The sequence below is a fragment of the Gordonia alkanivorans NBRC 16433 genome (assembly GCF_000225505.1).
Classification (GTDB): domain Bacteria; phylum Actinomycetota; class Actinomycetes; order Mycobacteriales; family Mycobacteriaceae; genus Gordonia; species Gordonia alkanivorans.
The window spans coordinates 1-25,387 of sequence record NZ_BACI01000094.1 but is presented as its reverse complement, the minus strand read 5'-3'; the positions used below and the strand labels follow the sequence as shown (position 1 = coordinate 25,387).

The 25,387-nt window shown below is 65.9% G+C and carries 23 protein-coding genes, 1 tRNA gene, 1 pseudogene and 1 other annotated feature; of the genes and pseudogenes, 17 read left to right on the top strand and 8 right to left on the bottom strand.

Annotated features, from left to right (window positions below; all coding sequences use genetic code 11):
- Together GOALK_RS23960 and GOALK_RS16645 are read right to left on the bottom strand one after the other, a co-directional pair.
- Nucleotides 1-555: IS3 family transposase (locus tag GOALK_RS23960; RefSeq protein WP_006360013.1), on the bottom strand; the 555-nt coding region annotated here is incomplete at its 3' end.
- Nucleotides 469-597 (bottom strand) — a sequence feature (AL1L pseudoknot). It overlaps the preceding gene by 87 nt.
- Nucleotides 558-875 carry a transposase gene (locus tag GOALK_RS16645; RefSeq protein WP_004022138.1) on the bottom strand — a complete coding sequence of 106 codons (318 nt, stop codon included), beginning with the start codon at nt 873-875 and terminating at the stop codon, nt 558-560. (Overlaps the previous feature by 40 nt.)
- A 50-nt stretch (nt 876-925) precedes the next feature.
- Here GOALK_RS16645 and GOALK_RS16640 point away from each other — a divergent pair.
- Nucleotides 926-1,657 (top strand): annotated as a pseudogene (locus GOALK_RS16640) (DUF1214 domain-containing protein); the annotation flags it as partial.
- Nucleotides 1,658-1,918: 261 nt separating this feature from the next.
- Here the strand turns inward: GOALK_RS16640 and GOALK_RS16635 are convergent.
- Complete coding sequence (locus GOALK_RS16635; protein WP_006360010.1) at nt 1,919-3,514, bottom strand: HNH endonuclease signature motif containing protein; 1,596 nt, start codon at nt 3,512-3,514, stop codon at nt 1,919-1,921.
- 220 nt (nt 3,515-3,734) lie between these two features.
- Between GOALK_RS16635 and GOALK_RS16630 the strand changes: the two genes are divergently transcribed.
- From GOALK_RS16630 to GOALK_RS16595, 9 genes are all read left to right on the top strand, one after another.
- Nucleotides 3,735-4,712, top strand: coding sequence for a glycoside hydrolase family 43 protein (locus GOALK_RS16630; RefSeq protein ID WP_006360009.1), 978 nt, complete (start codon nt 3,735-3,737; stop codon nt 4,710-4,712).
- Nucleotides 4,713-4,916: 204 nt separating this feature from the next.
- Nucleotides 4,917-5,210, top strand: a complete 294-nt coding sequence (locus tag GOALK_RS16625) for an Rv0250c family protein (RefSeq protein ID WP_006360008.1) — start codon at nt 4,917-4,919, stop codon at nt 5,208-5,210.
- The gene (gene sdhC, locus GOALK_RS16620; protein ID WP_040004307.1) at nt 5,207-6,031 is read left to right on the top strand and encodes a succinate dehydrogenase subunit SdhC; all 825 of its coding nucleotides are present in this window, start codon (nt 5,207-5,209) and stop codon (nt 6,029-6,031) included. The genes GOALK_RS16625 and sdhC overlap by 4 nt, the downstream gene beginning before the upstream one ends.
- A gap of 58 nt (nt 6,032-6,089) precedes the next feature.
- A complete protein-coding gene (locus GOALK_RS16615; protein ID WP_006360006.1) occupies nt 6,090-8,033 on the top strand; it encodes a fumarate reductase/succinate dehydrogenase flavoprotein subunit in 1,944 nt (647 codons plus the stop codon).
- Between the two features lies 1 nt (nt 8,034).
- Nucleotides 8,035-8,781, top strand: a complete 747-nt coding sequence (locus tag GOALK_RS16610; protein ID WP_006360005.1) for a succinate dehydrogenase/fumarate reductase iron-sulfur subunit — start codon at nt 8,035-8,037, stop codon at nt 8,779-8,781.
- A gap of 250 nt (nt 8,782-9,031) precedes the next feature.
- The gene (locus GOALK_RS16605) at nt 9,032-9,799 is read left to right on the top strand and encodes a WcbI family polysaccharide biosynthesis putative acetyltransferase (protein ID WP_006360004.1); all 768 of its coding nucleotides are present in this window, start codon (nt 9,032-9,034) and stop codon (nt 9,797-9,799) included.
- Nucleotides 9,796-9,975 (top strand): hypothetical protein, encoded by a 180-nt coding sequence (locus tag GOALK_RS24330; RefSeq protein WP_006360003.1) that lies wholly within the window; start codon nt 9,796-9,798, stop codon nt 9,973-9,975. The genes GOALK_RS16605 and GOALK_RS24330 overlap by 4 nt, the downstream gene beginning before the upstream one ends.
- Nucleotides 9,972-10,982 carry a glycosyltransferase family protein gene (locus tag GOALK_RS16600; RefSeq protein WP_006360002.1) on the top strand — a complete coding sequence of 337 codons (1,011 nt, stop codon included), beginning with the start codon at nt 9,972-9,974 and terminating at the stop codon, nt 10,980-10,982. Before GOALK_RS24330 ends, GOALK_RS16600 begins: the two co-directional genes overlap by 4 nt.
- A complete protein-coding gene (locus GOALK_RS16595; RefSeq protein ID WP_006360001.1) occupies nt 10,979-12,352 on the top strand; it encodes a glycosyltransferase in 1,374 nt (457 codons plus the stop codon). The genes GOALK_RS16600 and GOALK_RS16595 overlap by 4 nt, the downstream gene beginning before the upstream one ends.
- 68 nt (nt 12,353-12,420) lie before the next feature.
- Here GOALK_RS16595 and GOALK_RS16590 read toward each other — a convergent pair.
- A tRNA-Leu gene (locus GOALK_RS16590) sits at nt 12,421-12,494 on the bottom strand.
- Nucleotides 12,495-12,593: 99 nt separating this feature from the next.
- Here GOALK_RS16590 and GOALK_RS16585 point away from each other — a divergent pair.
- Entirely contained in the window at nt 12,594-13,217 is a 624-nt protein-coding gene (locus tag GOALK_RS16585) for an ANTAR domain-containing response regulator (protein ID WP_006360000.1), read from the top strand.
- Between the two features lie 168 nt (nt 13,218-13,385).
- Complete coding sequence (locus GOALK_RS16580) at nt 13,386-14,750, top strand: ABC transporter substrate-binding protein (protein WP_035755383.1); 1,365 nt, start codon at nt 13,386-13,388, stop codon at nt 14,748-14,750.
- A 116-nt stretch (nt 14,751-14,866) separates the two neighbouring features.
- Here GOALK_RS16580 and GOALK_RS16575 read toward each other — a convergent pair whose 3' ends face one another.
- From GOALK_RS16575 to GOALK_RS16560, 4 genes are read right to left on the bottom strand one after another with little or no spacing between them, the layout of a single operon-like run.
- Complete coding sequence (locus GOALK_RS16575; RefSeq protein WP_006359997.1) at nt 14,867-15,682, bottom strand: ABC transporter ATP-binding protein; 816 nt, start codon at nt 15,680-15,682, stop codon at nt 14,867-14,869.
- Nucleotides 15,679-16,815 (bottom strand): ABC transporter ATP-binding protein, encoded by a 1,137-nt coding sequence (locus GOALK_RS16570; protein WP_006359996.1) that lies wholly within the window; start codon nt 16,813-16,815, stop codon nt 15,679-15,681. The genes GOALK_RS16575 and GOALK_RS16570 overlap by 4 nt, the downstream gene beginning before the upstream one ends.
- The gene (locus GOALK_RS16565) at nt 16,808-17,797 is read right to left on the bottom strand and encodes a branched-chain amino acid ABC transporter permease (protein WP_005201095.1); all 990 of its coding nucleotides are present in this window, start codon (nt 17,795-17,797) and stop codon (nt 16,808-16,810) included. Before GOALK_RS16565 ends, GOALK_RS16570 begins: the two co-directional genes overlap by 8 nt.
- A gap of 3 nt (nt 17,798-17,800) precedes the next feature.
- Complete coding sequence (locus tag GOALK_RS16560; protein WP_006359995.1) at nt 17,801-19,216, bottom strand: ABC transporter permease subunit; 1,416 nt, start codon at nt 19,214-19,216, stop codon at nt 17,801-17,803.
- Nucleotides 19,217-19,438: 222 nt separating this feature from the next.
- On the opposite strand from GOALK_RS16560, the gene GOALK_RS16555 reads away from it, so the two are divergent.
- The 5 genes from GOALK_RS16555 to GOALK_RS16535 form a co-directional block, all read left to right on the top strand.
- The gene (locus tag GOALK_RS16555) at nt 19,439-20,008 is read left to right on the top strand and encodes a GNAT family N-acetyltransferase (protein ID WP_006359994.1); all 570 of its coding nucleotides are present in this window, start codon (nt 19,439-19,441) and stop codon (nt 20,006-20,008) included.
- Nucleotides 20,009-20,086: 78 nt separating this feature from the next.
- A complete protein-coding gene (gene polA / locus GOALK_RS16550; protein WP_006359993.1) occupies nt 20,087-22,834 on the top strand; it encodes a DNA polymerase I in 2,748 nt (915 codons plus the stop codon).
- A complete protein-coding gene (locus tag GOALK_RS16545; RefSeq protein WP_006359992.1) occupies nt 22,834-23,922 on the top strand; it encodes an isocitrate/isopropylmalate dehydrogenase family protein in 1,089 nt (362 codons plus the stop codon). Before polA ends, GOALK_RS16545 begins: the two co-directional genes overlap by 1 nt.
- A 108-nt stretch (nt 23,923-24,030) precedes the next feature.
- A complete protein-coding gene (locus tag GOALK_RS16540; RefSeq protein WP_035755388.1) occupies nt 24,031-24,969 on the top strand; it encodes an ABC transporter substrate-binding protein in 939 nt (312 codons plus the stop codon).
- Nucleotide 24,970: 1 nt separating this feature from the next.
- On the top strand, nt 24,971-25,387 hold a 417-nt coding region (locus GOALK_RS16535), incomplete at its 3' end, for an ABC transporter permease subunit (RefSeq protein WP_006359990.1).

The window sequence follows — 25,387 nt, the reverse complement described above, 5'->3', positions numbered from 1 at the left end:
CAATCCCATGTTCAGGGCGTCGAGGGCGAGGTCGGTGTGCATGGTGGTCGAGACCTGCCAGCCGACGACCATCCGCGAGAACACGTCCAGGACGAACGCCGCGTACACCCAGCCCGAGTGGGTGCGGATGTAGGTCAGGTCCGCCACCCACAACGCGTTCGGTGCCGCCGCGGTGAACTGACGGTTGACCCGGTCAGCCGGCCGGGGTGTTTCAGCTCCCTCGCTGCGCGTGGTCTTGCGTGTCTTGAGTCTCGCTATCCCTTGCAGCCCATCGGCTTTCATCAATCGCTCGACGGTGCAGCGGGCAACACTATGGCCCTGTCTGCGCAATTGGGCATGCACCTTGCGGGCACCGTAGACGCCGAGGTTGTCGGCATGCACCGCGCGGACCTGGGTAAGGAGCTCCCGGTCACGCACCACACGAGGCGCCTCGGTCTTCTGGGGGCTCAGGTGGGCTCGTACCGTGGACGGAGCGATCTGGGCGGACGTATCGCGCAATGCCGCACAGATCGGATCGACTCCGTGTTCATCGCGGTGAGCCGCGACGAACTCCACGATCAGCGCTGTGGGCGGTCGATCTCCGCCGCAAAGAAAGCCGAAGCCTGCTTCAAGATCGTGTTCGCTCGCCGCAGTTCACGGTTCTCCCGCTCCAACGCCGCGATGCGGTCAGCGTCCTCACTCGTAGTGCCCGGGCGGACCCCACCGTCGATCTCGGCCTGACGAACCCAATTGCGCAACGCCTCGGGATGGACTCCGAGCTGATCGGCGATCCGCTTGATCGCACCTCTCGACGAATCGGGATCTCGTCGCGCTTCACATGCCATCCGGGTGGCCCGGTCCTTGAGTTCCTCACTGTACTTGCGTGGTGCTGCCATGCTCTCCATCCTTCACAGGTTCGAGAGCCTCCGACAGACCCGGGGCGGTTCAGTATGTGTCCGCGATGGTCGTGAACGAGGACCACCACGTCGGCGGCGTTCTGCACGCCGCGGGTGAGCACAGGCTGACGCAGGAGCAGTACGGATCGAGGTATGTCCTCGTCGTGGTGCGGATTCTGGTTGATCCGACGGCTGCTGCCGACGTCGCCGCGGTCGGTGAGTTGCAGGATCGGACGACGATCGCCTCGGCGTCGTCGGAACCGTTCGTTTCTCCCGACTACGACGCCGCGAGCCTCGACGCCACCCGCAACGCGCTGTTGGAGTTGGCCAAGGGACTCGACTCGTTCGACCGAACCTTCGGCGCCCGCGACGACGCCGACCCGGTCCGGCACCTGATCGGGTGCGCCGCGGGTTGGGGTGGTCTCCCGACCTCGGAAGCGACCTATGTCGGCGTCGACCCGGGCACCGGCCCCGGACATTACGAACTGGTCTTTGCCGACGTCCCGGTCGACGCCTTCTGGTCGGTGTCGGTCTACAACGCGGCGGGGTTCTTCGAGCCCAACGAGAAGAATCTGTACACGGTCAACAGTGTCACCGGCGTTCGCAACGACGACGGTTCGATCACCGTCCGGTTCATCCCGGACACCTCGGGCGACGTCCCGCCGAACGCGATCGTGACTCCGGAGGGCTGGAACTACCTCATCCGCCTCTACCGCCCGCGCGCTGAGATCCTCGACGGCATTTGGACTCCGCCGGTGTTGAAGGCGGTTGCTCAGTCCTGAGGCCGACTGCAGATCTGTATGACGTTGTGCCCGGATTCCGGGCACAACGTCATACGGAACCTAGGAGTGGTTGCGCGCGTAACACTCTCGCCCCCCTGGAGTGCAAGGAGTAATAGCGGCGACCCGTCCTCGCTCCCTGAGGTGCAAGGAGTGATGGCGACGGGCCGTCCTCGCTCCCTGAGGTGCAAGGAGTAATAGCGGCGGGCCGTCCTCGCTCCCTGAGGTGCGAGCGCAGCGAGCCTCGAAGGGCCGGCGACGCTCCTATTCTGAGTGCCCGTACGCGTGGTTGAGAAGTGCTGAGGCGACTACGAGTTCGACGGGTGTGGCGCCACGGAGGTCGATGACTTCACGCATCTGTAGGCGTGGTTGATCGCCGGACTCGGTGTCGGGTCCGTGGATTTCGGTGCGCACGTGTTGGAGGTGTTCGGCGAACCGGCGGGGTATGTCGGGGCGCCGGTTGATGCGTTCAGGGTTGGGTGGTGCGCCGGGTTCGGCGTTGAGTCGCCAGGCGCAGCGGCCTTCGTCGGGTCCTTCACGCACCATGCGGGTGGTGTAGCCGCCGGGTTGGTTGCTGACCATGCGGTTGTGTTTCGGACACGCCGGTGCGAGGTCGGTGATGTCGGTGAGTCCACCTGCTGCCCAATCGAGTTGGGCGTGGTGCATCTCGACGTGTGCGGCGGCGAGGTCGCAGCCTGGGGTGGAGCAGTTTTCGCCGTCGGGTCGGGCGAAGGAGACGAGGCGTTGTTCGCGGGTGGCGAGGCGTTTGCCGCGTCCGAAGTAGAGCGGGACGGCGGTGGCGTCTTTGAATACCGCCAGCCAGGGTTGGGCGTCGGCGGCCATGTCGATGAGTTCGGGGATGGGGATCAGGGTGCCGGTGGCGGTGGCGGCGAAGCCGGCTTCGCGTCGGAGGTCGGTGAGGTCGGCTTTGATGATCAGTTGGGTCGGTAACCCGCGGTGACTCTTACCCAGGAGTCCGTCCTCGAAGACAGCTTTGAGCAGTGCGTTGAAGGCGTCGTGATTGAGTTGGGCGGGGGTGCGGTCGTCGCGTTCGGCCGCAGCAGCGACGGCGTCGGGGTCGGCGTCTTCGATTGATCCGTGTGGGGAGTGGGGGTCGTCGGGGTTGTTCATGCCGGGTGTGGCCCACACGGCGAGCAGCACGGTGACTCGGGCGAGGAGTTCGGGGGTGAGGGTGGCGGTCATTTTGGCGGTGCCGTCGGCGCGTTGGCGGTGGACCGACAGGTTGCGGCGGCGTTTGCGGTCGGTGTCGTCGGCGAGTGTGCCGTCGGGGTCGAGGTGGGCCAGTAGGCGTGCGCCGAGGGCGGTGATGTCGGCGGGGGTGTGATCAACCGCGATCTCGGCCATTTGTCGTTCGGCGGCGACTTTGATGTCGTGGTCGATGGCGTGGGGGATCTGATCGAGCACGTCGAGAACGGCGTGCACGTGGGCGGGCCCGACGCGGCCACCGGCGAACGCCTCGGCCAGGGCCGGGTGTGTGGGTTCGAGAGGTTGGCCGGTGATGAAGTCAGGGTAGGTCGCGGTGGCCCGGGTTTGTTTGAGCCGCTTACCCGGGTAGGCCATGCGCAGTCGGAACTTCATGTAGTCGATCACGCTGCGGTATCCGGACTTACGCGGTAGGTCGCGTTGATCGGCTTCCACGATTTGTTGGTTGCCGGTGTACGTGAGTCGGGCGATGGCTCTTTCGATGCGAACGCCGGCTTGGTCGACCTCGGCATCGGACAGCCGGGTGAAGCCTGCGTTCTGGAGCTTGTCGACGATCGTGTCGAGTTCATCGAGCAACGCGGGCAACTCGGCCGGGAACGATTCGTCGACGACAGCAGAAGAAGCGATGTCGGTCATGACGGTCACCCCCTATGCCGTAGTGCGAATGTATGTTCGACTGTACACGTAAATCGGTTGCCGTGCAGAAAGTTTCGGACCTCGCCGTCGTGGTGAGAATTGTCGGTGGCATCGTGTAAGGGGCCTCCGGTCGACGATCGACACCCCGGATGTTCCGAATCTCGGTGTTTGGATCGGGCAATCTCGTGCACGCCCAATCGACGTCACGGATACTGCTCCAATGCTGTTGCCTCAGCGAATCCTCACCCGCCGGACCCGCGTCGGCGCACTGATGGTTGCGATCCTTGCGCTCTCGGCGCTGCTGGTCGCGACTCCCGGTACGGCCGACGCGGCGAGCTGGCGGTACACGATGGTGGCGTTCTCCAACACCAGCGCCAGTCACATGGACGTCTTCCAGTCCTCGGATGCAACCCGGTTCAAAGCCCTCCGATTCGGGGCGTATCGACCACCGTCGGGCCTGGTGCGTGATCCGAGCATCTACCGCAGCGCCGACGGCTGGTACTACGTCACCTACACCACCGGTTCGACGACGATCGGCTTCGCACGGAGTCGCGACCGCGTGAACTGGAACTTCATGCACAACTACCCGGTGCCGCTGTGCTGCGCCTTCCTGCCCGGTACAGGCGACGGCTCGGGTTCGTCGGCGGGTTCATTGAGCTTCGGATCGGCCGGTTCCAGCGACGGACCATCGTTGTCGCCGTTCACCACCAAAGCCTGGGCTCCGGAATGGTTCGTCGAGGGCGGACGGGTACACGTGATCCTGTCGATGTCGACCGGTGGCGGGTTCGTGCCGTACCTGATGACCGCGCTCGAGCCGGGACTCCGGCTGTGGAGTCCGCCCGTACCGATTCTCGGCCTCCGTGCAGACCGCATCGACACCACGATCGTCAAGGTCGGCGGGACCTACCACGCCTTCACCAAGAACGAGACCAAGAAGGTCATCGAGCATGCGGTCTCCGGGTCGCTGCTGGGGCCGTACCGATTCGTCCGGCCGGGGCCGTGGGGCCGACTGGTCGAGGGCTCGGCCGTGGTGAAACTGCCGAACGGGAACTGGCGTCTCTACCTCGACGCCTACCGGGACCGGCGGTACTTCTACTCCGACAGCCGGGACGGCCTCTGGTCGTGGACGCCGTTGAAGGAGCTTCCCGGACTGTCCGGCTCCGTGCGGCACTTCGGTGTGATCCGCGAGCCGGTCTAGGTCTGTTCGAGCAGGTTGACGGCATTCGAGCCGAGGAGCCGGCGGCTCGTGGAGAACTGTCTGATCCGACACCGGGTCGACGACGGTTGTCCTTGGTGTGCGGCACTCGCTTTCTCGTTGCGCGACACGTTCGACGAAAAGCGTTGACGATCCATACTGGGGCGGTACTGTGTGGAACATCACATAGTGGCCGGAGGGATCGCCATGATAAATGCAGAGATCAACGCAATCCATCACAGTATCCAGGCGCTGCGCCATCAGCTGGTGACCCTGAAGGCTCGCTACGGTGACGCCGACAGTGTCCGCCGGATGGTCAACGATCTCGACCGTCTCGACATCGATCTGCACGACTTCGAGCAGCATCCGCCGAAGGTGAAGCCGCAGCAGAAGCCGGGCCAGGCCCGGGTCTACGTGCCGGACAGCAAGTCCGACGAGTCGGCGTGGCTCGGTGCCCAGGACGAAGGGCTCGGGTTCCACTCGCGCGAGCGGACGAAGTGAGCGCGCCCGCGGCTGAGCGGGAATCACCCGGGGTCTTCTCCCCGAGACGGGCGCGCCTGACGGCGCGCACCCTCCGGACAGACCGATGGTGGCTGTCGCCGTTGCTGACGGTCATCGGTCTCTCGGCGTTCGTCATCTATGCGACCGTGCGATCGTTCGTCCGGAGTGCCTACTACGTCGCGGATTATCACTACCTCACGCCGTTCTACTCGCCGTGTCTGAGCGAGTCGTGCGTGCCCGGATCGAGTCATTTCGGGACGCCGTTCCCGGAACTCCCGATGTGGATTCCGCTGGCGTTCCTCACGTTGCCGTTCCTCCTCGGGTTCCGGTTGACCTGCTACTACTACCGCAAGGCCTACTATCGGTCGATCTGGTTGTCCCCGCCGGCATGCGCCGTCGCCGAACCCCACACCAAGTACACGGGGGAGACGCGGCTGCCGCTGATCATCCAGAACTCGCACCGGTACTTCTTCTATGCGGCCGTGGTCATCTCGGTGATCAACAGTTACGACGTCATCGTCTCGTTCCACGCCAAGGACGGCGGATTCGGTCTGGGGCTGGGCAATGTGATCCTCGTGGTCAACGTGGTTCTGCTCTGGGTCTATACGGTGTCCTGCCATTCGTGTCGGCACGTGACCGGCGGCCGGCTCAAGCATTTCTCGAATCATCCGGTGCGGTACTGGATCTGGACCCAGGTCTCCAAGTTGAACACCCGGCACATGCAGTTCGCCTGGATCACGCTCGGCACACTCGTGCTCACCGACTTCTACATCATGCTGGTGGCCAGCAACACCATCTCTGATCTGAGGTTCGTGGGTTGATCGATCGAGGTCGCAACGACTGTTGTGCAACCGTTTTCAACGTTGGGAGTCGCGCTAGATGACCGAACCGGAACGCTACCAGTACGACGTCGTTGTGATCGGTGCGGGTGGTGCCGGCCTGCGAGCGGTCATCGAAGCTCGTGAGAAGGGCTATTCGGTCGCAGTCGTGTGCAAGTCGCTGTTCGGCAAGGCACACACCGTGATGGCCGAAGGTGGCTGCGCGGCGTCGATGGGTAACGCGAACGCGAAGGACAACTGGGCGACGCACTTCCAGGACACGATGCGTGGCGGGAAGTTCCTGAACAACTGGCGCATGGCCGAACTGCATGCCAAGGAAGCGCCCGACCGGGTGTGGGAACTGGAAACCTATGGGGCGCTGTTCGACCGGACCGCTGACGGCCGGATCGCACAGCGCAACTTCGGCGGCCACACCTACCCGCGCCTGGCTCACGTCGGAGACCGGACCGGACTGGAACTCATCCGAACCATGCAGCAGAAGATCGTCTCGCTGCAGCAGGAGGACTTCGCGGCCACCGGTGACTACGAGTCCCGCATCAAGGTCTTTGCCGAGTGCACCATCACCGAGCTGCTGAAAGACGGCGACGCCATCGCCGGTGCGTTCGGGTACTGGCGCGAGTCCGGCCGGTTCATCGTGTTCGAGGCACCTGCGGTGGTGGTCGCTACTGGCGGTATCGGCAAGTCGTTCAAGGTGACGTCGAACTCCTGGGAGTACACCGGCGACGGGCACGCGCTCGCCCTGCGCGCAGGCGCGAGCCTGATCAACATGGAGTTCGTCCAGTTCCACCCGACGGGGATGGTGTGGCCGCCCAGCGTGAAGGGCATCCTCGTGACCGAAGGCGTCCGCGGTGACGGCGGCGTCCTCAAGAACACCGACGGCAAGCGGTTCATGTTCGACTACATCCCGCCGGTGTTCAAGGGTCAGTACGCGGAGACGGAGAAGGAAGCCGACGAGTGGCTCGCGGACAACGACTCCGCCCGCCGCACACCGGATCTCCTCCCGCGCGACGAGGTCGCCCGCGCGATCAACGAGGAGGTCAAGGCCGGTCGCGGCACCGAGCACGGTGGCGTCTATCTCGACATCGCGTCCCGCATGCCGGCGGAGGAGATCATCCGGCGGCTTCCGTCGATGCATCACCAGTTCAAAGAGCTTGCCGACGTGGACATCACGAAGGAGCCAATGGAGGTCGGCCCGACCTGCCACTACGTGATGGGTGGGATCGAGGTCGATCCCGACACCGCGGCGTCGCGCGTGCCTGGACTGTTCGCCGCCGGCGAGTGTTCCGGCGGTATGCACGGGTCGAACCGACTGGGCGGCAACTCGCTGTCCGATCTGCTCGTGTTCGGTCGACGAGCAGGGCTCGGCGCGGCGTCGTATGTCGAGTCGCTGGGTAACCGGCCCGAGATCGCGCAAGACGACATCGACCGGGCGGCCGAATACGCGCTCTCTCCGTTCGATCCGCCCGCCGACGGCAAGCCGGAGAACCCGTACACGCTGCACATGGATCTGCAGCAGGCGATGAACGACCTCGTCGGCATCATCCGCAAAGAAGCGGAGATGCAGGAGGCGCTCCGCGTGCTCTCCGACCTCCGGAACCGGCTCGGCAGCATGCAGGTCGAGGGGCATCGGCAGTTCAATCCGGGGTGGCATCTCGCGATCGATCTCCGGAACATGCTCCTGGTCAGCGAATGTGTCGCCAAGGCGGCACTGATGCGCACCGAGAGTCGCGGCGGACACACCCGCGACGATCACCCGTCGATGGATTCGGCCTGGCGCAACACCCTGCTGGTCTGCACGGCAGAAACGAGCACCGACTCACCGGTCCCGGAGGTCGAGGTCGTCGAGGAAGAACAGGAACCGATGCGGCCGGACCTGCTGGAGCTCTTCGAGTTCGAAGAGATCGAAAAGTACTACACCGCAGCCGAAATCGCTGGTCATCCCGGCGCCGGGGGCGAGCGAGCCGAGGGACAGTCGGAGGACTGACATGGGTTACGACGCGAAGTTCCGAGTGTGGCGAGGCGACATCGAAGGCGGTGGTCTCGAGGATTACACGGTGCAGGCCAACGACGGCGAGGTGGTGCTCGACATCATCCACCGCCTCCAGGCGACCCAAGCTCCCGACCTGGCCGTGCGCTGGAACTGCAAGGCGGGCAAATGTGGGTCGTGTTCCGCTGAGGTGAACGGACGTCCGAAGCTGTTGTGCATGACCCGGATGTCGACGTTCACCGAGGACGAGGTCATCACGGTCACCCCGATGCGCACGTTCCCGGTCATCCGTGACCTCGTCACCGATGTCTCGTTCAACTACACGAAGGCCCGCGAGATCCAGTCGTTCACGCCGCCGCCCGGGCTTGGGCCGGGGGAGTACCGGATGAAGCAGGTCGACGTGCAACGGTCGCAGGAGTTCCGCAAGTGCATCGAGTGCTTCCTGTGCCAGAACACCTGCCACGTCGTCCGCGACCACGAGGAGAACAAAGAAGCCTTCGCCGGCCCCCGCTACCTGATGCGGATCGCCGAGCTCGACATGCACCCGCTCGACGTCGCCGAACGTCGCGACACCGCGCAGAACGAGCACGGTCTCGGGTTCTGCAACATCACCAAGTGCTGCTCCGACGTCTGCCCGGAACACATCAAGATCACCGACAACGCGCTCATCCCCATGAAGGAACGGGTCGTCGACCGCAAATACGACCCGCTGGTATGGCTGGGTAACAAGCTCTTCCGACGCTAGCGCCACTTCTCGCGCTCACCCGGCGACCCCGGGTGTCACGTCCCCGGCACTGATCGGGTGACACCGCCGACGGCTCTCGACGAGTCCGTCACACTCGTCGTGCCTCTGGTGTGACCTGGTCGATGATTCGTCAACGGGCGAAACGGATACACGAGCGGCGCAGGGGTACCGACCAGGGGCCCATCAGGAGGGGAGTCGGTACTTCGATGACAGGGACCCATCGCGTCGTCAGACGTACTCCGGAGCTCGTATGAGGACGAGTGACGAGGAGCTGGTCGACGGTCGGACCCGGCACTACGGCGAGTTCTACGGCGTCGTCGAGGCTCCGCGGAACGATGACCGGAAGATACTCGTCGTCTGGGGAAACTGCCAGGCCGAGGCCTTGCGGATTGTCCTGTCCAGCTCTCCGGACCTCCCGTTCCGTACCGTTCGCGTCCCGCCGGTCCACGAACTCGAGTCCGCCGACATGGCGCGGGTCGAGGACCTCACGAGCAGCGCAGCGATCATCGTCTCCCAACCGGTGCGTACCGGGTACCGGGGATTTCCGATCGGAACCTCGGACCTGGCCGACCTGGCGCCATCGGCGTCCGTCATCGTCTGGCCGGTCATCCGCTACGGCGGATTGTTTCCGTTCCAGGTCATCGCTCGACACCCAGCGCAGCCGTCCGCAGTACCCGCGGCGGTTCCGTACCACGATCTGCGAACGGCCCTCGCCGTGGTGGCCGGTCGCGACCGCTTCGACGAATGGGACGTCGACATCGCCGCCGAACGTATCCGGGAAGCAGCGCAATGGAGTGTGGATCAGCTCGCCGTCCGCGAGCGGCGGCACTGTGACGTCCGGATCTCCGACACCCTGCTCGACCTCGGGGCCGATGCCGCCCACACGATCAACCACCCTGGAAATCGAGTGTTGCTCGCCCTCGGCGGCCGGATCCTCGACTCGCTCGGGGCGTCGGCGCCGGTCCCACCCTCACGCGACCTGCTCGGCAACATCCGAGCACCCTTGGAGGACGGGTGATCGACGCGCTGGGGATCGACGCGTGCCCGCGGACGTCGTGGGACGTCGACGGTGTGGCACTGACCGAGGACGACGTTCGCCGTCGCCAGATGCACTGGTACGCAGACCATCCCGAGTTCATCGGAGCAGTGTTGGACCGTTACACCGACCTCATCGAGATCCTGGGCCTGTCGTGACGGGGCCGATCGGACATCTCCTGGTCGGACCCCGCTCACACGGTGTGGTCCGATATGCGCAGTCGGTCTTCGATGCGGTACGCGCCGAGAGTGCGGATCATCGTTTGGCGCACGTGCTCACGCTCGGCGCCGGTGTCGTATCTGGACTGGACGAGTGTGCGCTCGTGCACGTGCACGTGACCGATCGCCTGTTCGGACGTACGCCACCGCAAGCCCGAGACAGCGTGCTCGCCCTGTTCGCGGCACTGGACCGGCCGGTCTCGGTGACCCTGCATGACCTGCCCCAGCCCTCGGACGGACCGGCGATGCAGGCACGTGCCGATTTCTATCGCGCGGTGGCGCGGACCGCAACAGGAGTGATCGTGTCGAGTCACCACGAGGCGTCGCTCTTCGCCGAGTACGTCGACGCGACGATCGGCGTCGAGGTCATACCGCTGATGTTCAACACCGTCCGCGTCGACAAGCCCTCGGAATCAGCGGAATTGACCGTTGGCGTCCTCGGTTACCTGTACCCCGGGAAGGGGCACCTGGAGACACTGCAGGCAATGTCCGGCCTCGATCCGTCCATCGGTTTCGTCGCGCTACGCACCCCGTCACCCGGCCACGAGGACCTGGCCGATGAACTGGCCAAGGTCGCCGCGGAGATGGGACGGCGGTGCACGGTCACGGGGTTCCTGACCGACGACGAACTGATCCGGGCGTCGGCCGAGGTCACGGTTCCGGCCGCCTATCACCGGCACATGTCGGCCTCCGGGTCGATCAACTCCTGGATCTCCGCCGGGCGCCGACCGCTGGTCCCGAGCACCGCCTACACCGATGAACTCGCCGCTCGTTCCCCGGGCGTCCTGACGATGCACGCCAACAACGATGCTGCTCTGCGGACCGCTCTCGAGAGCGCGTTCGCGAATCCCGCGAGCACCTGGATCGATCCGGCGGTGACGCCGTCGCCCACCGCCGCCGACGTCGGCCGGGCTCACGAGCGACTGTTCCGGCGGTGGAGTGCATGACCGTCATCAGGCTCGGCGACGGCCGAACCGTGGTGGCCGACAATCGCTGGGACCTGGTCGGCGTGGCTTCGACGACGCCGCTGGTGAGTGTCGTGATCCCGTACTACAACCAACCCCACCAACTCGCGTTGGTCCTCGAGGCGTTGACGGCCCAGACCCACCCGCCGGATCGTCTCGAAGTGGTCGTCGCCGACGATGGCTCGACGCACTCGCCGGACGTGAGAGCGTGGACATCGCGACTCGACATCACCGTGGTGACGCAGGAGGACAACGGCTTCCGAGCGGCAGCCGCCCGCAATCTGGGTGTCGCGGCGTCGAGCGGTACGGTCCTGTGTTTCCTCGACGCGGACACGGTGCCGACACCCGACTACATCCGGCAGTCGATCAGATTGCCCGCCGCGGCGCCCGACGCACTCGTGGTCGGGCGGCGTAAGCACGCCGACCTGAGCCGGGTCGCCCCGGACTCGGTGGTGGGGTGGTTGTCCGAACAACGGCCGCTCGAATCCTCGCACGACTGCGAACCCGGATGGCTGGTCGATGCGTACGACCGCACGTCCAACCTCCTGAACCCGGGCTGGGACGGTTACAAGTATCTGATCAGTGCGGTGATGACCTGCAGCCGTCAATTGTTCGACGACGTCGGAGGCTTCGACCCGTCGTTCGTCCACTACGGCGGTGAGGACTGGGAATTCGCGAACCGGGCCTTCATGATGGGCGCGCTGTTCGCCCACGAACCCGACGCCCTCGCCTGGCACGATGGTCCCGACTGGGCCGAACGTTCGGTGCAAGAACGGATCTCGGAGAAGAACACCGAAGCCCTCGCGCTCGCCCCGCTCATCACCGATCCGGCGGCCCGGACCGCCGGCCTGCTGTACTCGATCCCGGACATCGTCGTGCTCGTGTCGACGGCGGGGCACACCGCGGCATCGCTGATGCGTACTGCCGCCGGCGCGTTGCGAGGGATGGATGCTGCTGTCTGGCTCGTCGGCGCACATGCCGACACTCTGCTGACCCGACTGAGTGTGGACGATTCACGAATCCGCGTCGGTGATCCGGACGCATCGACGCTGTCGCGGTGCCGGTTCGTCGTCGAGATCGCCGGGATCGTGGTCTTCTCCGTTGATTCGCTCGCGCTGCTCACGGCTCAGGTCGGTCCGGGGGAATGCGGCCAGGTGACGGTGGACTTCGCCGGATCACCGGCCTCGGTAACGGTCACGGCGTCGCGCGCACGGCACCGGGTCCGACGTTGGGCGGCGAACATCGATGTGGGCGCCGATGAGCTTCTCGACCGGTTGTTCGGGGTCCGAGGAGTGCATCACAGCGAGGTCGGGATCATCATCGGCGACGACGAGCCGGCGTTGTCCTGGTGAGTGTCGAGTCGGCGCCGGCGCGTGCGCACCGCCGCCGGGCGTCGGTCGCGCGGCCGGAGCTGCGCCGGTGCCCCCGGTGAGACTCGAACTCACACTGGACGGGTTTTGAATCCGTTGCCTCTGCCAATTGGGCTACGGGGGCCAGTGCGCGGGTTGCCCCGTGCAGGAGCCAACTCTAGATGATCGGCCGACCGGCCCGGCAACCGGTACTCTTCTGTTCGACTATGGCGTGGAGGAGGGGATGGTGACAGTGACCGACAGTGCGACCACGACAACTGGTGAGACGACGAAGACGCATCGTGTGCTGGTGGCCGAGGACGACTCGCTGATCCGTATGGATCTGATCGAGATGCTCCGCGAAGAGGGCTATGACGTCGTGGGGGAGGCTCCCAACGGTCAGGTCGCCGTCGAGCTCACGGAGTCCCTGAAACCCGACCTGGTCATCATGGACATCAAGATGCCCATCCGCGACGGCATCGACGCGGCGACGGAGATCGCGGAGAAGCGGCTGGCGCCGGTCGTCATGCTCACCGCGTTCAGCCAGCGGGACTTCATCGAGAAGGCGCGCGACGCCGGCGCGATGGCTTACCTGGTCAAACCGTTCACCAAGGCCGATCTGGTGCCGGCCATCGAGGTGGCCGTCAGTCGCTATCACGAGCTCAAACTGCTGGAGCGCGAGGTCGCGACGATGAACGAGCGGCTCGAGACCCGCAAGCTCGTCGAACGCGCCAAAGGTCTGCTCATGCAGAAACAGGGCCTTTCCGAGCCCGAGGCGTTCAAGTGGATTCAGCGTGCCGCGATGGACCGTCGGACAACGATGAAAGCCGTGGCCCAGGTCGTCGTGGAGACCCTCGGGACGAACTGACGAAGGACAGGTCGATTTGACGCAATGCGTCTGCGCGCAAGTCAGTTTCACTGTCTTTACGCAGGGGCAACAAGATCGCGCTAGCTTTTCCCCAGCGAGGCGCGGTTGGATGCGTCGATCTCGATGCACCGCTCTCGTGTGACAACTCCAATCGCAAGGAGAGCATTGATGTCCTTTCGTTCTTTGACGAGCGGGGCAGTGGTCATGACTGCGGCGGCAGCGCTCGTCGTCGCCGGCTGCAGCAGCTCTGACTCTGGTTCCGACGAAGGCTCCGGAGGCTCGGCCAGCGCGGCCGTAGAGTCCACTCCCGCACCCCCCGGCATGGGCCTCGCGCAGAAGCTGGCCTGTAACCCGCCGAAGGCCACGCCGGGCCCCGAGAGCACCGCTCCGCTGAAGATCGGCACGCTGCTCCCCGAGACCGGCTCCCTCGCCTTCCTGGGGCCGCCCATGGTGGCCGGTGTCAACCTGGCCATCAAGGACATCAACGCCGCCGGCGGTGTGCTCGACAAGCCCGTCGAGCTGGTCACCGGTGACTCCGGCGACACCACCACCGACACCGCCAACGCCACCGTCGACCGCGAGCTCAGCGCCGGCACCCAGGTGATCATCGGTGCGGCGTCGTCGTCGGTGTCGCTGAAGGTCATCGACAAGATCGCCAACGCGGGCGCCGTCATGTTCTCGCCGGCCAACACCTCCGACGAGTTCACCTGCTACCAGGACAAGGGACAGTACTTCCGTACCGCTCCCGCCGATGTCCTGCAGGCCCAGGCACTCTCGCAGACGATGGCCGAGGACGGCGTTCAGCGTGTGTCCATCCTCGCCCTCAACGACCCGTACGGAACGGGCTTGGCCGACAACACCGTTCGCGACCTCGAGGCCGCCGGTGTGCCCGCCGACCAGATTCAGAAGATCATTTACGACCCGAATGCCCAGTCGTTCAACGCCGAGGTCGACCAGGTGAAGAACTTCAACCCGGACGGCGTTGCGCTCATCGGGTTCGAGGAGAGCGCCAAGATCCTCACCCGTATGCACGAGGTGGGCATCGGACCGAGCGACGGCAAGCTCGTCTACGGCGTCGACGGCAACATGGGTAACGCACTCGGCGAGTCGGTCGGTTCCGGCCTGCTCAAGGGTATGAAGGGCACGACTCCGCTCACCCAGACCAGCGGTGAGTTCCAGTCCGCGCTCAAGGATCTCGATCCGAAGCTGATCGATTTCAACTACTCGGGCGAGAGTTACGACGCCGCGGTGCTGAGTGCGCTCGCCGCGACCGCAGCCAAGTCGACCGACGGCCGCACGATCGCCGCCAACATCATCGGCGTCACCAACGGCGACGAGAACTGCGACTCGTACCAGGCGTGCCTGGATGCGCTGAAGAGCGGCAAGACGATCGCCTACGTCGGCAAGACCGGGAACCTGGCGTTCAACGCCGCCGGTGAGCCCAGCGTCGGCTCCTACGGCGTCCTCGAGTTCGACGGGGACAACAAGCTGCTGACCCCGACCCGCAAGTACGTGTCGGTGGCCGCGCAGTAGTCACACAAGACCAGAGACCCTCGGCTCACGAGCCGAGGGTCTCTGTGTGTCCGCGCACGAAATCCGTTGCCGCTCACCGTCCCCGCGTGAGCGGCAACGGATCCCGTGAGCGAAGCCTACGTCTTCTTCTCCGAGCTGCCCGCCAGCGTGCCCAGGTAGAGCTCGATGATCTTGGGATCCTTGGCGAGGTTGCTGCCGGTGTCGGTGTAGGCGTTGCGACCCTGGTCGAGAACGTAACCGCGGTCGCAGATCTGGAGGCAGCGGCGGGCGTTCTGCTCGACCATGATGATCGAGACGCCGGTTGCGTTGATCGCCTTGCAGCGGATGAACACCTCGTCCTGGAACATGGGGGACAGGCCTGCCGACGGCTCGTCGAGCAGCAAGACCGCCGGGTCCATCATCAGGGCCCGGCCCATCGCGACCATCTGCCGTTCGCCGCCGGACAGCGCGCCCGCCTTGATCTTCCGACGCTCCGACAGGAGCGGGAACAGCTCGGAGACGAACTCGAACCGCTTGGCGAACGTCTTCGGCCGCAGGTAGACGCCCATCTCGAGGTTCTCCTCGATCGTCAGCGCGGGGAACACATTCTGTGTCTGCGGGACGTATCCGACACCCTTGTCGACGAGGACGTGTGCCTTGGCCGAGGTGATGTCGTCGCCGCGCAGGGTGACCGAACCCTTACGGACCGGGATCAGCCCGAACAGGGTCTTGAGCAGCGTCGACTTGCCGGCGCCGTTCGGACCGATGATGCCCACGATCTCCCCGTCGTTCAGGAAGAAGTTGCACTCCTCGAGGATGTTGATCCCCGGCAGATAGCCGGCGGTGATGTCGTCGGCGCGCAGCAACGCATTCGTCGCGAGCTTGCGGTGCTCGTCGGGGGTGGCCGCGCGCTGTGCCGGTGTCAGCGACCCGCCGTCCGATCCCAGGCTCATCGCTCGGTCTCCTTCTTGTCCGTATCGACGCCGGCCGGATCGGCGGGCGGCAACTCGACCGGCTCGGAGAGGTCGCCGCCTTCTTCGAGGGTGGCCTCGATGGCTGCCTCGACCTGCTCGGCGAGCACCGCGGTCGCACCGACGGGCTGACCCTGGTCGTCGAACTCCAGTGCCTGGTCGTGGTGACCGCCGAGATAGGCGTCGACGACGGCCTCGTTGTCGCCCAGGCGATCCGGCAGGGATTCGGCGATGATCTGGCCCTGGGCCATCACCACCACCCAGTCACTGATGTCGCGGATGACGTCCATGTCGTGTTCGACGAAGACCACCGTCACGCCCTCGTCGCGCAGCGACTTGATGTGTTCGAGCAAGCTCTGCGTGAGGGCCGGGTTCACACCGGCCATCGGCTCGTCGAGCATCACGATCTCGGGATCGGTCATCAGCGCGCGTGCCATTTCCAGCAACTTGCGCTGACCACCGGACAGCGAGCCGGCGAAGTCGTCGGCCTTGGCGTCGAGCTTGAACCGCCGCAGCAGTTCGTGTGCGCGCTCGGTGATCTCGGCTTCCTGTTTGCGCCAGGTCCACGGGGCGAGGGCGGCGAGGAAGTGTTCGCCGCGCTGGCCGGTGGCACCGAGCTTGACGTTGTCGAGCACCGACATCTTCGACAGCGCCTTGGTCAGCTGGAAGGTGCGCACCATGCCGCGGCGTGCGACCTGGTGCGGGACCATCCGGCCGAGGGATTCGCCGTTGAGCGACCACGTACCCGAATCCGGTTTGTCGAAACCGGTGATCAGGTTGAAGAACGTGGTCTTGCCGGCACCGTTGGGTCCGATGAGGCCGGTGATCGCGCCGCGTTGCACCTCGAGGTGGTCGACCTGGACCGCCCTGATGCCGCCGAAGGTGCGGGAGATGTTGTCCACCACGATGATCGGGTCGGGCTTTGCCGATCCCGGTTCGGGTGACACCTCCGCGAACAGTCGCGAGCGCTCGGGCGCCGACAGGGTCGTCAGATCGCGGCGCGTCGCCCGCGTACCGGCGATGTCGGGACCGGTCTCGTCGACGACGATCCCGGTGTCGCCCAACGGCGTCGAGGGCTCGTCGTCGTGTGCCGAATGGCGTCCGTCATCAGGCATCGAGCTGCACCTCCCTCTTGTTGCCGAGGAGTCCCTGTGGTCGGAACACCATCATCAGGATGATCGCCAGACCCAGCAGCACGTAGCGGATCGCGCCGACCTGCTGCGCCGAGAGGTCCAGCATCGGGTTGTCGCCGGACGTGGCCTGGCGCAACAGCGCGTCGGGGATGGCCAGCAGGAACCAGAACAGCATCGCGCCGAGGACCGGTCCGAACACCGTCGCCGCACCGCCGAGAATGAGTGCGCCGTAGGCGAAGAAGGTCTGGGCGGTGGAGTAGAAGTCCGGGTTGATCGACTGCGTCGCGAGTGCGTTGAACACGCCTGCGAGGCCGCCGATACAGCCACCGAGGATGAGTGCCTGCATCTTGAAGGAATAGGCGTTCTTGCCGAGCGATCGGGCGGCGTCCTCGTCCTCGCGCACCGCCTTCAGCACGCGACCCCAGGGGGAGTGGACGAGCAGGTAGACCATGAGGCACAGGAGCAGGACGACGGACCAGCCCACCACCATCGACCACAGGTCGCCGCCGAGGAACTTGACCCCGAAGAACGAGTACTGCTTGCCGTTGTCGAACGGGCTGATCGAGAAAAAACCGCTCGCGTAGCCGTAGATCCCGTTGGTGGAGTGGGTGAAATCGTCCGACGACGTCGACCGGAACACCAGTCGGAGGATCTCCGACGCGGCGATGGTGACGATCGCCAGATAGTCCGCTCGCAGACGAAGTGTCGGGATGCCGAGGACCACCGCGAGCATGCCGGCTGCGGCGATACCCACGATGGCGCCGAGCCAGAGCGGCTGGTCGTAGTTGACGGCCATGATGCCCACGCCGTATCCGCCGAGGAGGGCGAAGGCGATCTGGCCGAAGTTGAGCAGCCCGGCATAGCCGAAGTGCAGGTTGAGGCCGATGGCCAGTAGAGCGTAGAAGATCGCCGACGGGCCGATGAGCTGTGCGAACGCAATCTGTAGCGCTGAGATGATGTCCATGGGTCAGCCGATCCTCGCTCGCGATCCGAGAATGCCCTGGGGCCGGATGGTCAGGATGATGATCAGGATCAACAGGCCGCCGATGTACTTCAGGTCGGGGCTGAGGATGTAGGTCGACAGCTGAACGAGCAATCCGACGATGAGGCAGCCGAGCAGGGCGCCGTAGGCGGTGCCGAGTCCGCCGAGCGTGATGCCCGCGAACATCAGCAGCAGGAGCTTGAATCCCATCTCCCATTGCACCCGGCCGCCGAGTTCGGAGAGCGCGAACATCACGCCGCCGAGTGTCGCCAGGCCGCCGGCGAGCGCCCACACGAACAGGATGACGCGGTCGACGTCGATCCCCGACGACTCGGCGAGGTCCCTGTTGTCGGCGACGGCACGCATGGCCTTGCCGATCCTGGTCCGCTGCAACAACAGAGCGACGCCGAGGAGCACCACGACACAGATGACGATGCAGGCCAGATTCACCGGCGTGATCGCGAACGGACCCGAGCCGATCTGCGTCTGTGCCTGGTAGTCGTTGAACGGTTCGGCCCGGTCGGAGAAGAAGATCAGGATCAGATACCGCATCACCAGGGCGAGGCCGATCGACACGACGAGCATGGCGATCAGCCCGGTTCGTCGCCGTCTCAGCGGTCTCCAGAGACCGAGCTCGTTCAGGATGCCGATGCCGACGCCGACGATGACCGCGAGGATCGTCGCCGGTATCAGCTGTAGCCCGACCTTCACGTTGAACACCCACGCGACCACCGCTCCCAGGGTCACCAGCTCGCCGTGCGAGAAGTTGGTGAGGCCGGTCGTCCCGAAGATCAGGCTGAGGCCGACGCCGGTGATGGCGATGATGAGACCGAAACGGATGCCGTCGATGGCCAGACGGGTGAGTTCGGCGACCGCCGAGACCTCCGTACCGGTCCGCACCTCACCGAACGAGAAGATGACCGGCCGCGCCGTTCCGCCACTGACATCGACCGGTAGCTCGGGCTTCTGGACCTCCACATCGTCTGGGAGAGAGTCGGTGTCGACGACGACGGTGTACCTCCCGGGCGGCACCATGATCGACCAGGCTCCGGTCGCCGACGACGTGGCCGTCCCGACGACGGTGCCTGACGCGTCCTTCGCCTCGAGTTTCACCCCCTCGACCTTCTCGGCGCCGTTCCGCAGGACACCGAACACCCGCACCTCGTCGGGGGCGGCGTCGGCGGACGGGGTCCCGAAGAGCCCGCACAGCATCGACGCCGCGACGAACAGCAGGACGGCCAGCGCGGTGCGCCGCGTCGACGCCGATGGGCGCCGACGGGATGGCGGGCGGCAGGACGGTGATCGGGTCTGGCGGGCGGGCCGACACTCGGGGCGATGCGCGTGAGTCCGTTCGGTGTGGTCGTCGGGCACGAGTGCGGCCTGCCGGTCAGGCTCTGTCATCGAGGGTGGTACCTCCCTTGCGGACCTGTACGCCAGTGACATCCATCGGCCATGACCTGGCCGATCACTGCGCGGCCGGTCACCCTGCGGGACATTAGCCGCAGCTTCGTCGCCACGTGACGACAACGACGTTTCCCGGAAGTTACATCTGCGGCGACGCAGGGTGGGCTCGATCGATGCGATGTGGTGCTGGCGTACCCATCAGGGCCGTACCCTGGTCGGATGCTGCCGGTGACCATCACACAGACCAGAGACGTCGAACTCGCGAGTGCGCTGCTCGCGCAGGCGTTCGCCGACGACCCGGTGACGCTGTGGATGGACCCGGACACCGCTCGTCACCGCGCGGTGTTCCGGACTCTGCTCGTCCACATCCACGGGAAGGGATCGACGATCGATCTCGCGATGCGCGACGGGCAGCCGGTCGGCGCGGCCGCCTGGGATCCGCCCGGGCACAAGATCTCGACGAGGGCACAGCTGGTGTCGTCCTGGGAGTTCCTTCGGACTCTCGGGCCCCGGATCGGCCGCGGGATCAAGCTGGAGGCCGAGTTCGCCAAGCATCGTCCGAAAGAGCCGCATTGGTATCTGGGACAGATCGGCGCCCCGGTCAAGGGGGCCGGCGTCGGCACGGCGCTGTTGCAGCACCGGCTCGAGCAGATCGACGGACCGGCCTACCTCGAGAGCTCGAACGCTCTCAATGTCCCGCTGTACGAGCGGTTCGGTTTCCAGGTCACCGCGGAATTCGAACTTCCGCTCGACGGCCCCAGGGTCTGGGCCATGTACCGGCCGATGTGACCCCTGACCGTCCACCCGTCCGACCGCCCCGGGCGGGGCGGGTCCGGGTGTCGGGACGGATCACTAGACTCAGCGACTGTGAGTCCAGCGCAGAGTTCCCCGGCAGCTACCCGTACCGGCAGCAAGGGCAAGACCAAGCAACCGGTCCTCATGCTCCTCGACGGGCATTCCCTGGCATATCGGGCGTTCTTCGCGCTCCCGGCCGAGAACTTCAAGACGGCCACCGGACAGACCACCAACGCGGTCTACGGCTTCACCTCGATGCTGATCAATCTGCTGCGCGACGAGGAACCCACCCACATCGCCGCCGCCTTCGACGTCTCGCGGAAGACGTTCCGCTCGGAGATGTTCCCGGAGTACAAGGCGCAGCGCTCCAAGTCGCCCGACGAGTTCAACGGGCAGGTCGACCTCACCAAGGAGGTCCTCGACGCGCTGGGTGTCACGGTCATGGCGATCGAGGGCTTCGAGGCCGACGACATCATCGCGACCCTCGCGACCCAGGCGCGCGAACAGGACTTCAAGGTCCTGATCGTCACCGGCGACCGCGACTCGCTGCAGCTGGTCGACCCGTCGACCACCGTGCTCTACCCGCGCAAGGGTGTCTCGGACCTCACCCGCTTCACCCCCGAAGAGGTTGAGAAGAAGTACGGTCTGACCCCCGCCCAGTACCCCGACTACGCCGCCCTGCGCGGCGACCCCAGCGACAATCTCCCAGGCATTCCGGGTGTGGGGGAGAAGACCGCGTCGAAGTGGATTCGCGAGTACGGATCGCTGGCCTCGCTCGTCGATCACGTCGACGAGGTGAAGGGCAAGGTCGGCGATGCGCTGCGCGCCAATCTCGCCTCGGTGCAGACCAACCGTCAGCTCACCGAACTCATCCGCGACATGCAGCTGCCCGCGGGCCCCGAAGATCTCGCGATGGTCGGCTGGGATCGCGACCGCATCCACCAGCTCTTCGACGACCTCGAGTTCCGCGTCCTGCGCGACCGCCTGTTCTCCACCCTCAGCTCGGTCGAGCCCGAGGCCGAGGCGGGCTTCGATCTCGACGGCTCGGTCCTCGGCGCCGGCGAGGTCGCGGGATGGCTCACCGAACACGCCCGTACGGGCCGGACCGGTCTCGCGGTGACCGCGCCGCACGTCGTCGTGGGCTCCGACCCGACCGGACTGGCGATCGCGGCCGCCGACGGTTCGTCGGCGTATGTCGACGTGACCACCCTGACGCCGGAAGACGATGCGGCCCTGGCCAACTGGCTCGCCGACCCGCAGGCGCTCAAGGCTGTGCACGAGGCCAAGTGGGCGGTACACGCGCTGCGTTCGCGCGGGTGGAAGCTCGACGGCGTCACCAGCGACACCTCGCTGGCCGCGTACCTCGTCCGCCCCGGGCAGCGGACCTTCAATCTCGACGACCTCGCCCTGCGGTACCTGCGCCGTGAGCTACGCGCCGACACCGGGGCGGGCGACGGCCAGATGTCGCTGCTCGACGACGACACCGAGGGCAAGGTCGCCGAACAGCACATGCTCGAGGCGCGTGCAGTGCAGGAGCTCGCCGACACCCTCGACACCGAACTCGACCGCATCGACTCCAAGCCGCTGCTGACCGAGATGGAGTTGCCGCTGTCGTTCGTCCTCGCCGACCTCGAGGCCGCCGGCATAGCTGTCGACGTCGATCACTTCAATGCGCTGGCACAGATGTTCAACGACCGGATCCGAGCGGCCGCCGAGTCGGCCTACGAGGTCATCGGTGAACAGATCAACCTCGGTTCGCCGAAGCAGCTGCAGACCGTGCTCTTCGACAAGCTCGACATGCCGAAGACCAAGAAGACCAAGACCGGCTACACCACCGACGCAGACGCGCTGCAGTCGTTGTACGAGAAGACCGAACATCCTTTCCTCGCACACCTTCTCGAGCATCGCGACGCCACGCGGTTGAAGGTCACCGTCGACGGTCTGCTGAAGTCGGTGGCCGACGACGGGCGCATCCACACGACGTTCAACCAGACCATCGCCGCGACCGGCCGCCTGTCGTCGACCGAACCGAACCTGCAGAACATCCCGGTCCGCACCGAGGCCGGCCGCGAGATCCGTCGCGGCTTCATCGTGGGCACGGATCAGGATTCGGGCGTGAACTACGACTGCCTGATGACCGCCGACTACAGCCAGATCGAGATGCGGATCATGGCCCATCTGTCGGAGGACGAAGGGCTGATCGAGGCCTTCAACACCGGGGAGGACCTGCACAACTTCGTCGGATCGCGCGCCTTCGGGGTGCCGATCGACGAGGTGACCACCGAGATGCGCCACCGCGTGAAGGCGATGTCGTACGGACTCGCCTACGGCCTCAGTGCCTTCGGGCTCGCGGCCCAGCTGAAGATCAGCCGTGAGGAGGCCAAGGACCAGATGGAGGCGTACTTCGCGCGGTTCGGCGGTGTGCGGGACTACCTGCACGACGTGGTCGCCGAAGCCCGGCGCAACGAGTACACGGCGACCCTGTTCGGCCGCCGGCGTTACCTGCCCGACCTGAACAGCGACAACTGGCAACGACGCCAGTCCGCGGAGCGGATGGCGCTCAACGCACCCATCCAGGGCACCGCCGCCGACATCATCAAGGTCGCGATGATCAACGTGCACAAGCGTTTCCTCGCCGAGAAGCTGACGTCGCGGGTGCTGCTGCAGGTCCACGACGAACTCGTGGTCGAGGTGGCCGCCGGCGAGCGCGACGCGGTCGAAGCCGCGGTGCGCGAGGAGATGGGCAACGCCATCACGCTGTCGGTCCCGCTCGAGGTGTCGGTCGGGTTCGGTCGGTCCTGGGACGACGCGGCCCACTGATGGTCTCCTCGCCCAGGCGGGTCGGCGTTCTCACCGGCGACGGCATCGGTCTGGAGGTCGTGCCCGCCGCCATCACGGTCGCCGACGCGGCTGCGGCGGCGGAGGACTTGCGGATCGACTGGGACGAACTCCCGTTCGGCGCCGCCGCCATCGCGTCCCACGGCGAACCGGTGCCGGACGCGACATTGTCGGCGCTCGACGATCTGGGACTCTGGATCGTCGGACCGCACGATTCCGCGTCGTATCCGCCCGAGCACAGCAGCCGCACCCCGGGCGCGGTTTTGCGCACCCGGTACGGGCTGTTCGCCAATCTCCGTCCCGCCAAGGCCTTTTCGGGGGTACCCGCCACCGCACCCGACATCGATGTGCTGATCGTCCGCGAGAACTCCGAGGGCCTGTACGCCGACCGCAACATGGCGGTCGGGAGCGGTGAGTTCATGCCGACTCCCGACGTCGCGCTGGCAGTGGGGCTCGTGACCCGCGCGGCCAGTGAGCGCATCGCGCGGGTCGCCTTCGAAGCCGCCCGCGACCGCGCGGTCTCGGGACGCCCGGCCCGGGTGACCATCGTGCACAAGGCGAACGTGCTGCGCCTGACGACCGGCCTGTTCCGCGACGCATGCCGGGAGGTCGGCGAGGAGTTCCCCGACGTGGAGGTCACCGAACAGCACGTCGACGCCATGGCGGCGCTGCTCGTCCGACGCCCCGCCGACTTCGACGTCGTCGTCACCGAGAACCTCTTCGGAGACATCCTGTCGGACCTCGCCGGGGAACTCGCCGGCTCGCTCGGCATCGCGGGTTCGGTGAACTGCTCGGCGACCCAGGTGATGGCGCAGGCAACTCATGGAGCAGCTCCCGACATCGCCGGGCGGGGCGTCGCGAACCCGGTCGCGATGATCGCGTCGGTGTCGATGGGGTTCCGGCGGTACGGGCTGATGACCGACGATCCGGCGCTCGTCGCGGCGGCCGACCGGATGGATTCCGCCGTCGCCGACACCCTCGCGGTCTCCATCGCGACCGCTGACCTGGGTGGGACGTCATCGACCAGCGAGTTCGCCGACGAGGTGGCGCGGCGAACCGTGGCTGCATGACGCGCGCGAAGACGTGCGTGAACATCCGGTAGCCAGCCGGCGAGGCGGGCGCAAACTACAGTGAGTTGGTCTGATCAGGTGATCTGTTCGTCATCGAAGGGATGTGTTGTGGAACGGGCCTCGACGCGGGTTGACCGACGCCGTGTCCGGTCGCGCGTGGCCCGGCTGCTCGGCGTGTTCCTTGCGCTCGCGGTCGTGCTCACCGGATGCGTGAACAACGAGGAACGGGAACGCGCCAACCAGGTGACCCCGATCAACGTGGACGTGGAGAAGGTCCCGGAGATCGCGGCACTCGTCCCGCCCGAGATCGCACGAACCGGACGCCTGGTGGTCGGAGTCAACGTGCCCTACCAGCCCAACGAGTTCAAGGGGCCGGACGGCAAGATCATCGGCTACGACGTCGACCTCATGAATGCGGTCGGCAAGGTCCTCGGCCTGACTCCGGTGTACAAGGAATCGCAGTTCGACACCATCATCCCGTCGGTGCAGGCCGGGACGTACAACGTCGGGATGTCGTCGTTCACCGACACCCTCGAACGCGAGAAGCAGGTCGACTTCGTGACCTATTACAGCGCCGGCGTGCAATGGGCGCAGGCCGCCGACTCCGACGAGGACATCGACCCGTCGAACGCCTGCGGTAAGCGGGTCGCGGTACAGACCACCACCTACGAGGACACCGACGAGATCCCGGCCAAGAGCGCGGAATGCGTCGCGAGGGGTCTCCCACCGATCGACAAGGTGAAGTTCGACAGCCAGGACGAGGCGGTCAACGCCCTGATCCTCGGCCGGGTCGAGGCGATGTCGGCCGACTCGCCGGTCACCGCGTACGCCATCAAACGCACCAACGGAAAGCTGAAGGCCGCCGGCGAATTGTTCGACTCGGCGCCGTACGGATGGGCGGTGCGCAAGGGCTCACCGCTGGGACCCGCGATGCAGAAGGCGGTCCAGTACCTGATGGACAACGGGCAGTACGAAGAGATCGCGGCCAACTGGGGCCTGCAGGAGGGCATGATCGATGTCTCCGTCATCAACGGGGCGGTGAGTTGAGATGACCTCACCGCAGACCGACACCACCACCACGGCCGGCGAGCCCGAACCGATCAAGGCGGTACCGCTCCGCAGACCGGGCCAGTGGATCGCCGCGGTCATCATCCTCGTGCTGGCGGGGCTCTTCGTCTACGGAGCCGCCACCAACAAGGCCTACGCGTGGGGCACCTACGCCGATTACCTGTTCGACCAGCGCGTGCTGTCCGGCGTCGGATACACCCTGGCGCTGACGGTGCTGGCGATGACCATCGCGATCGTCCTCGGCGTCGCGCTCGCCATCATGCGGCTCTCACCGAACCCGGTGTTGCGCGGCACCGCCTGGGTGTACCTGTGGATCTTCCGCGGGACGCCGGTCTACGTGCAGCTCGTTTTCTGGGGACTGTTCCCGGCGATCTACAAGCAGATCGACGTCGGCATT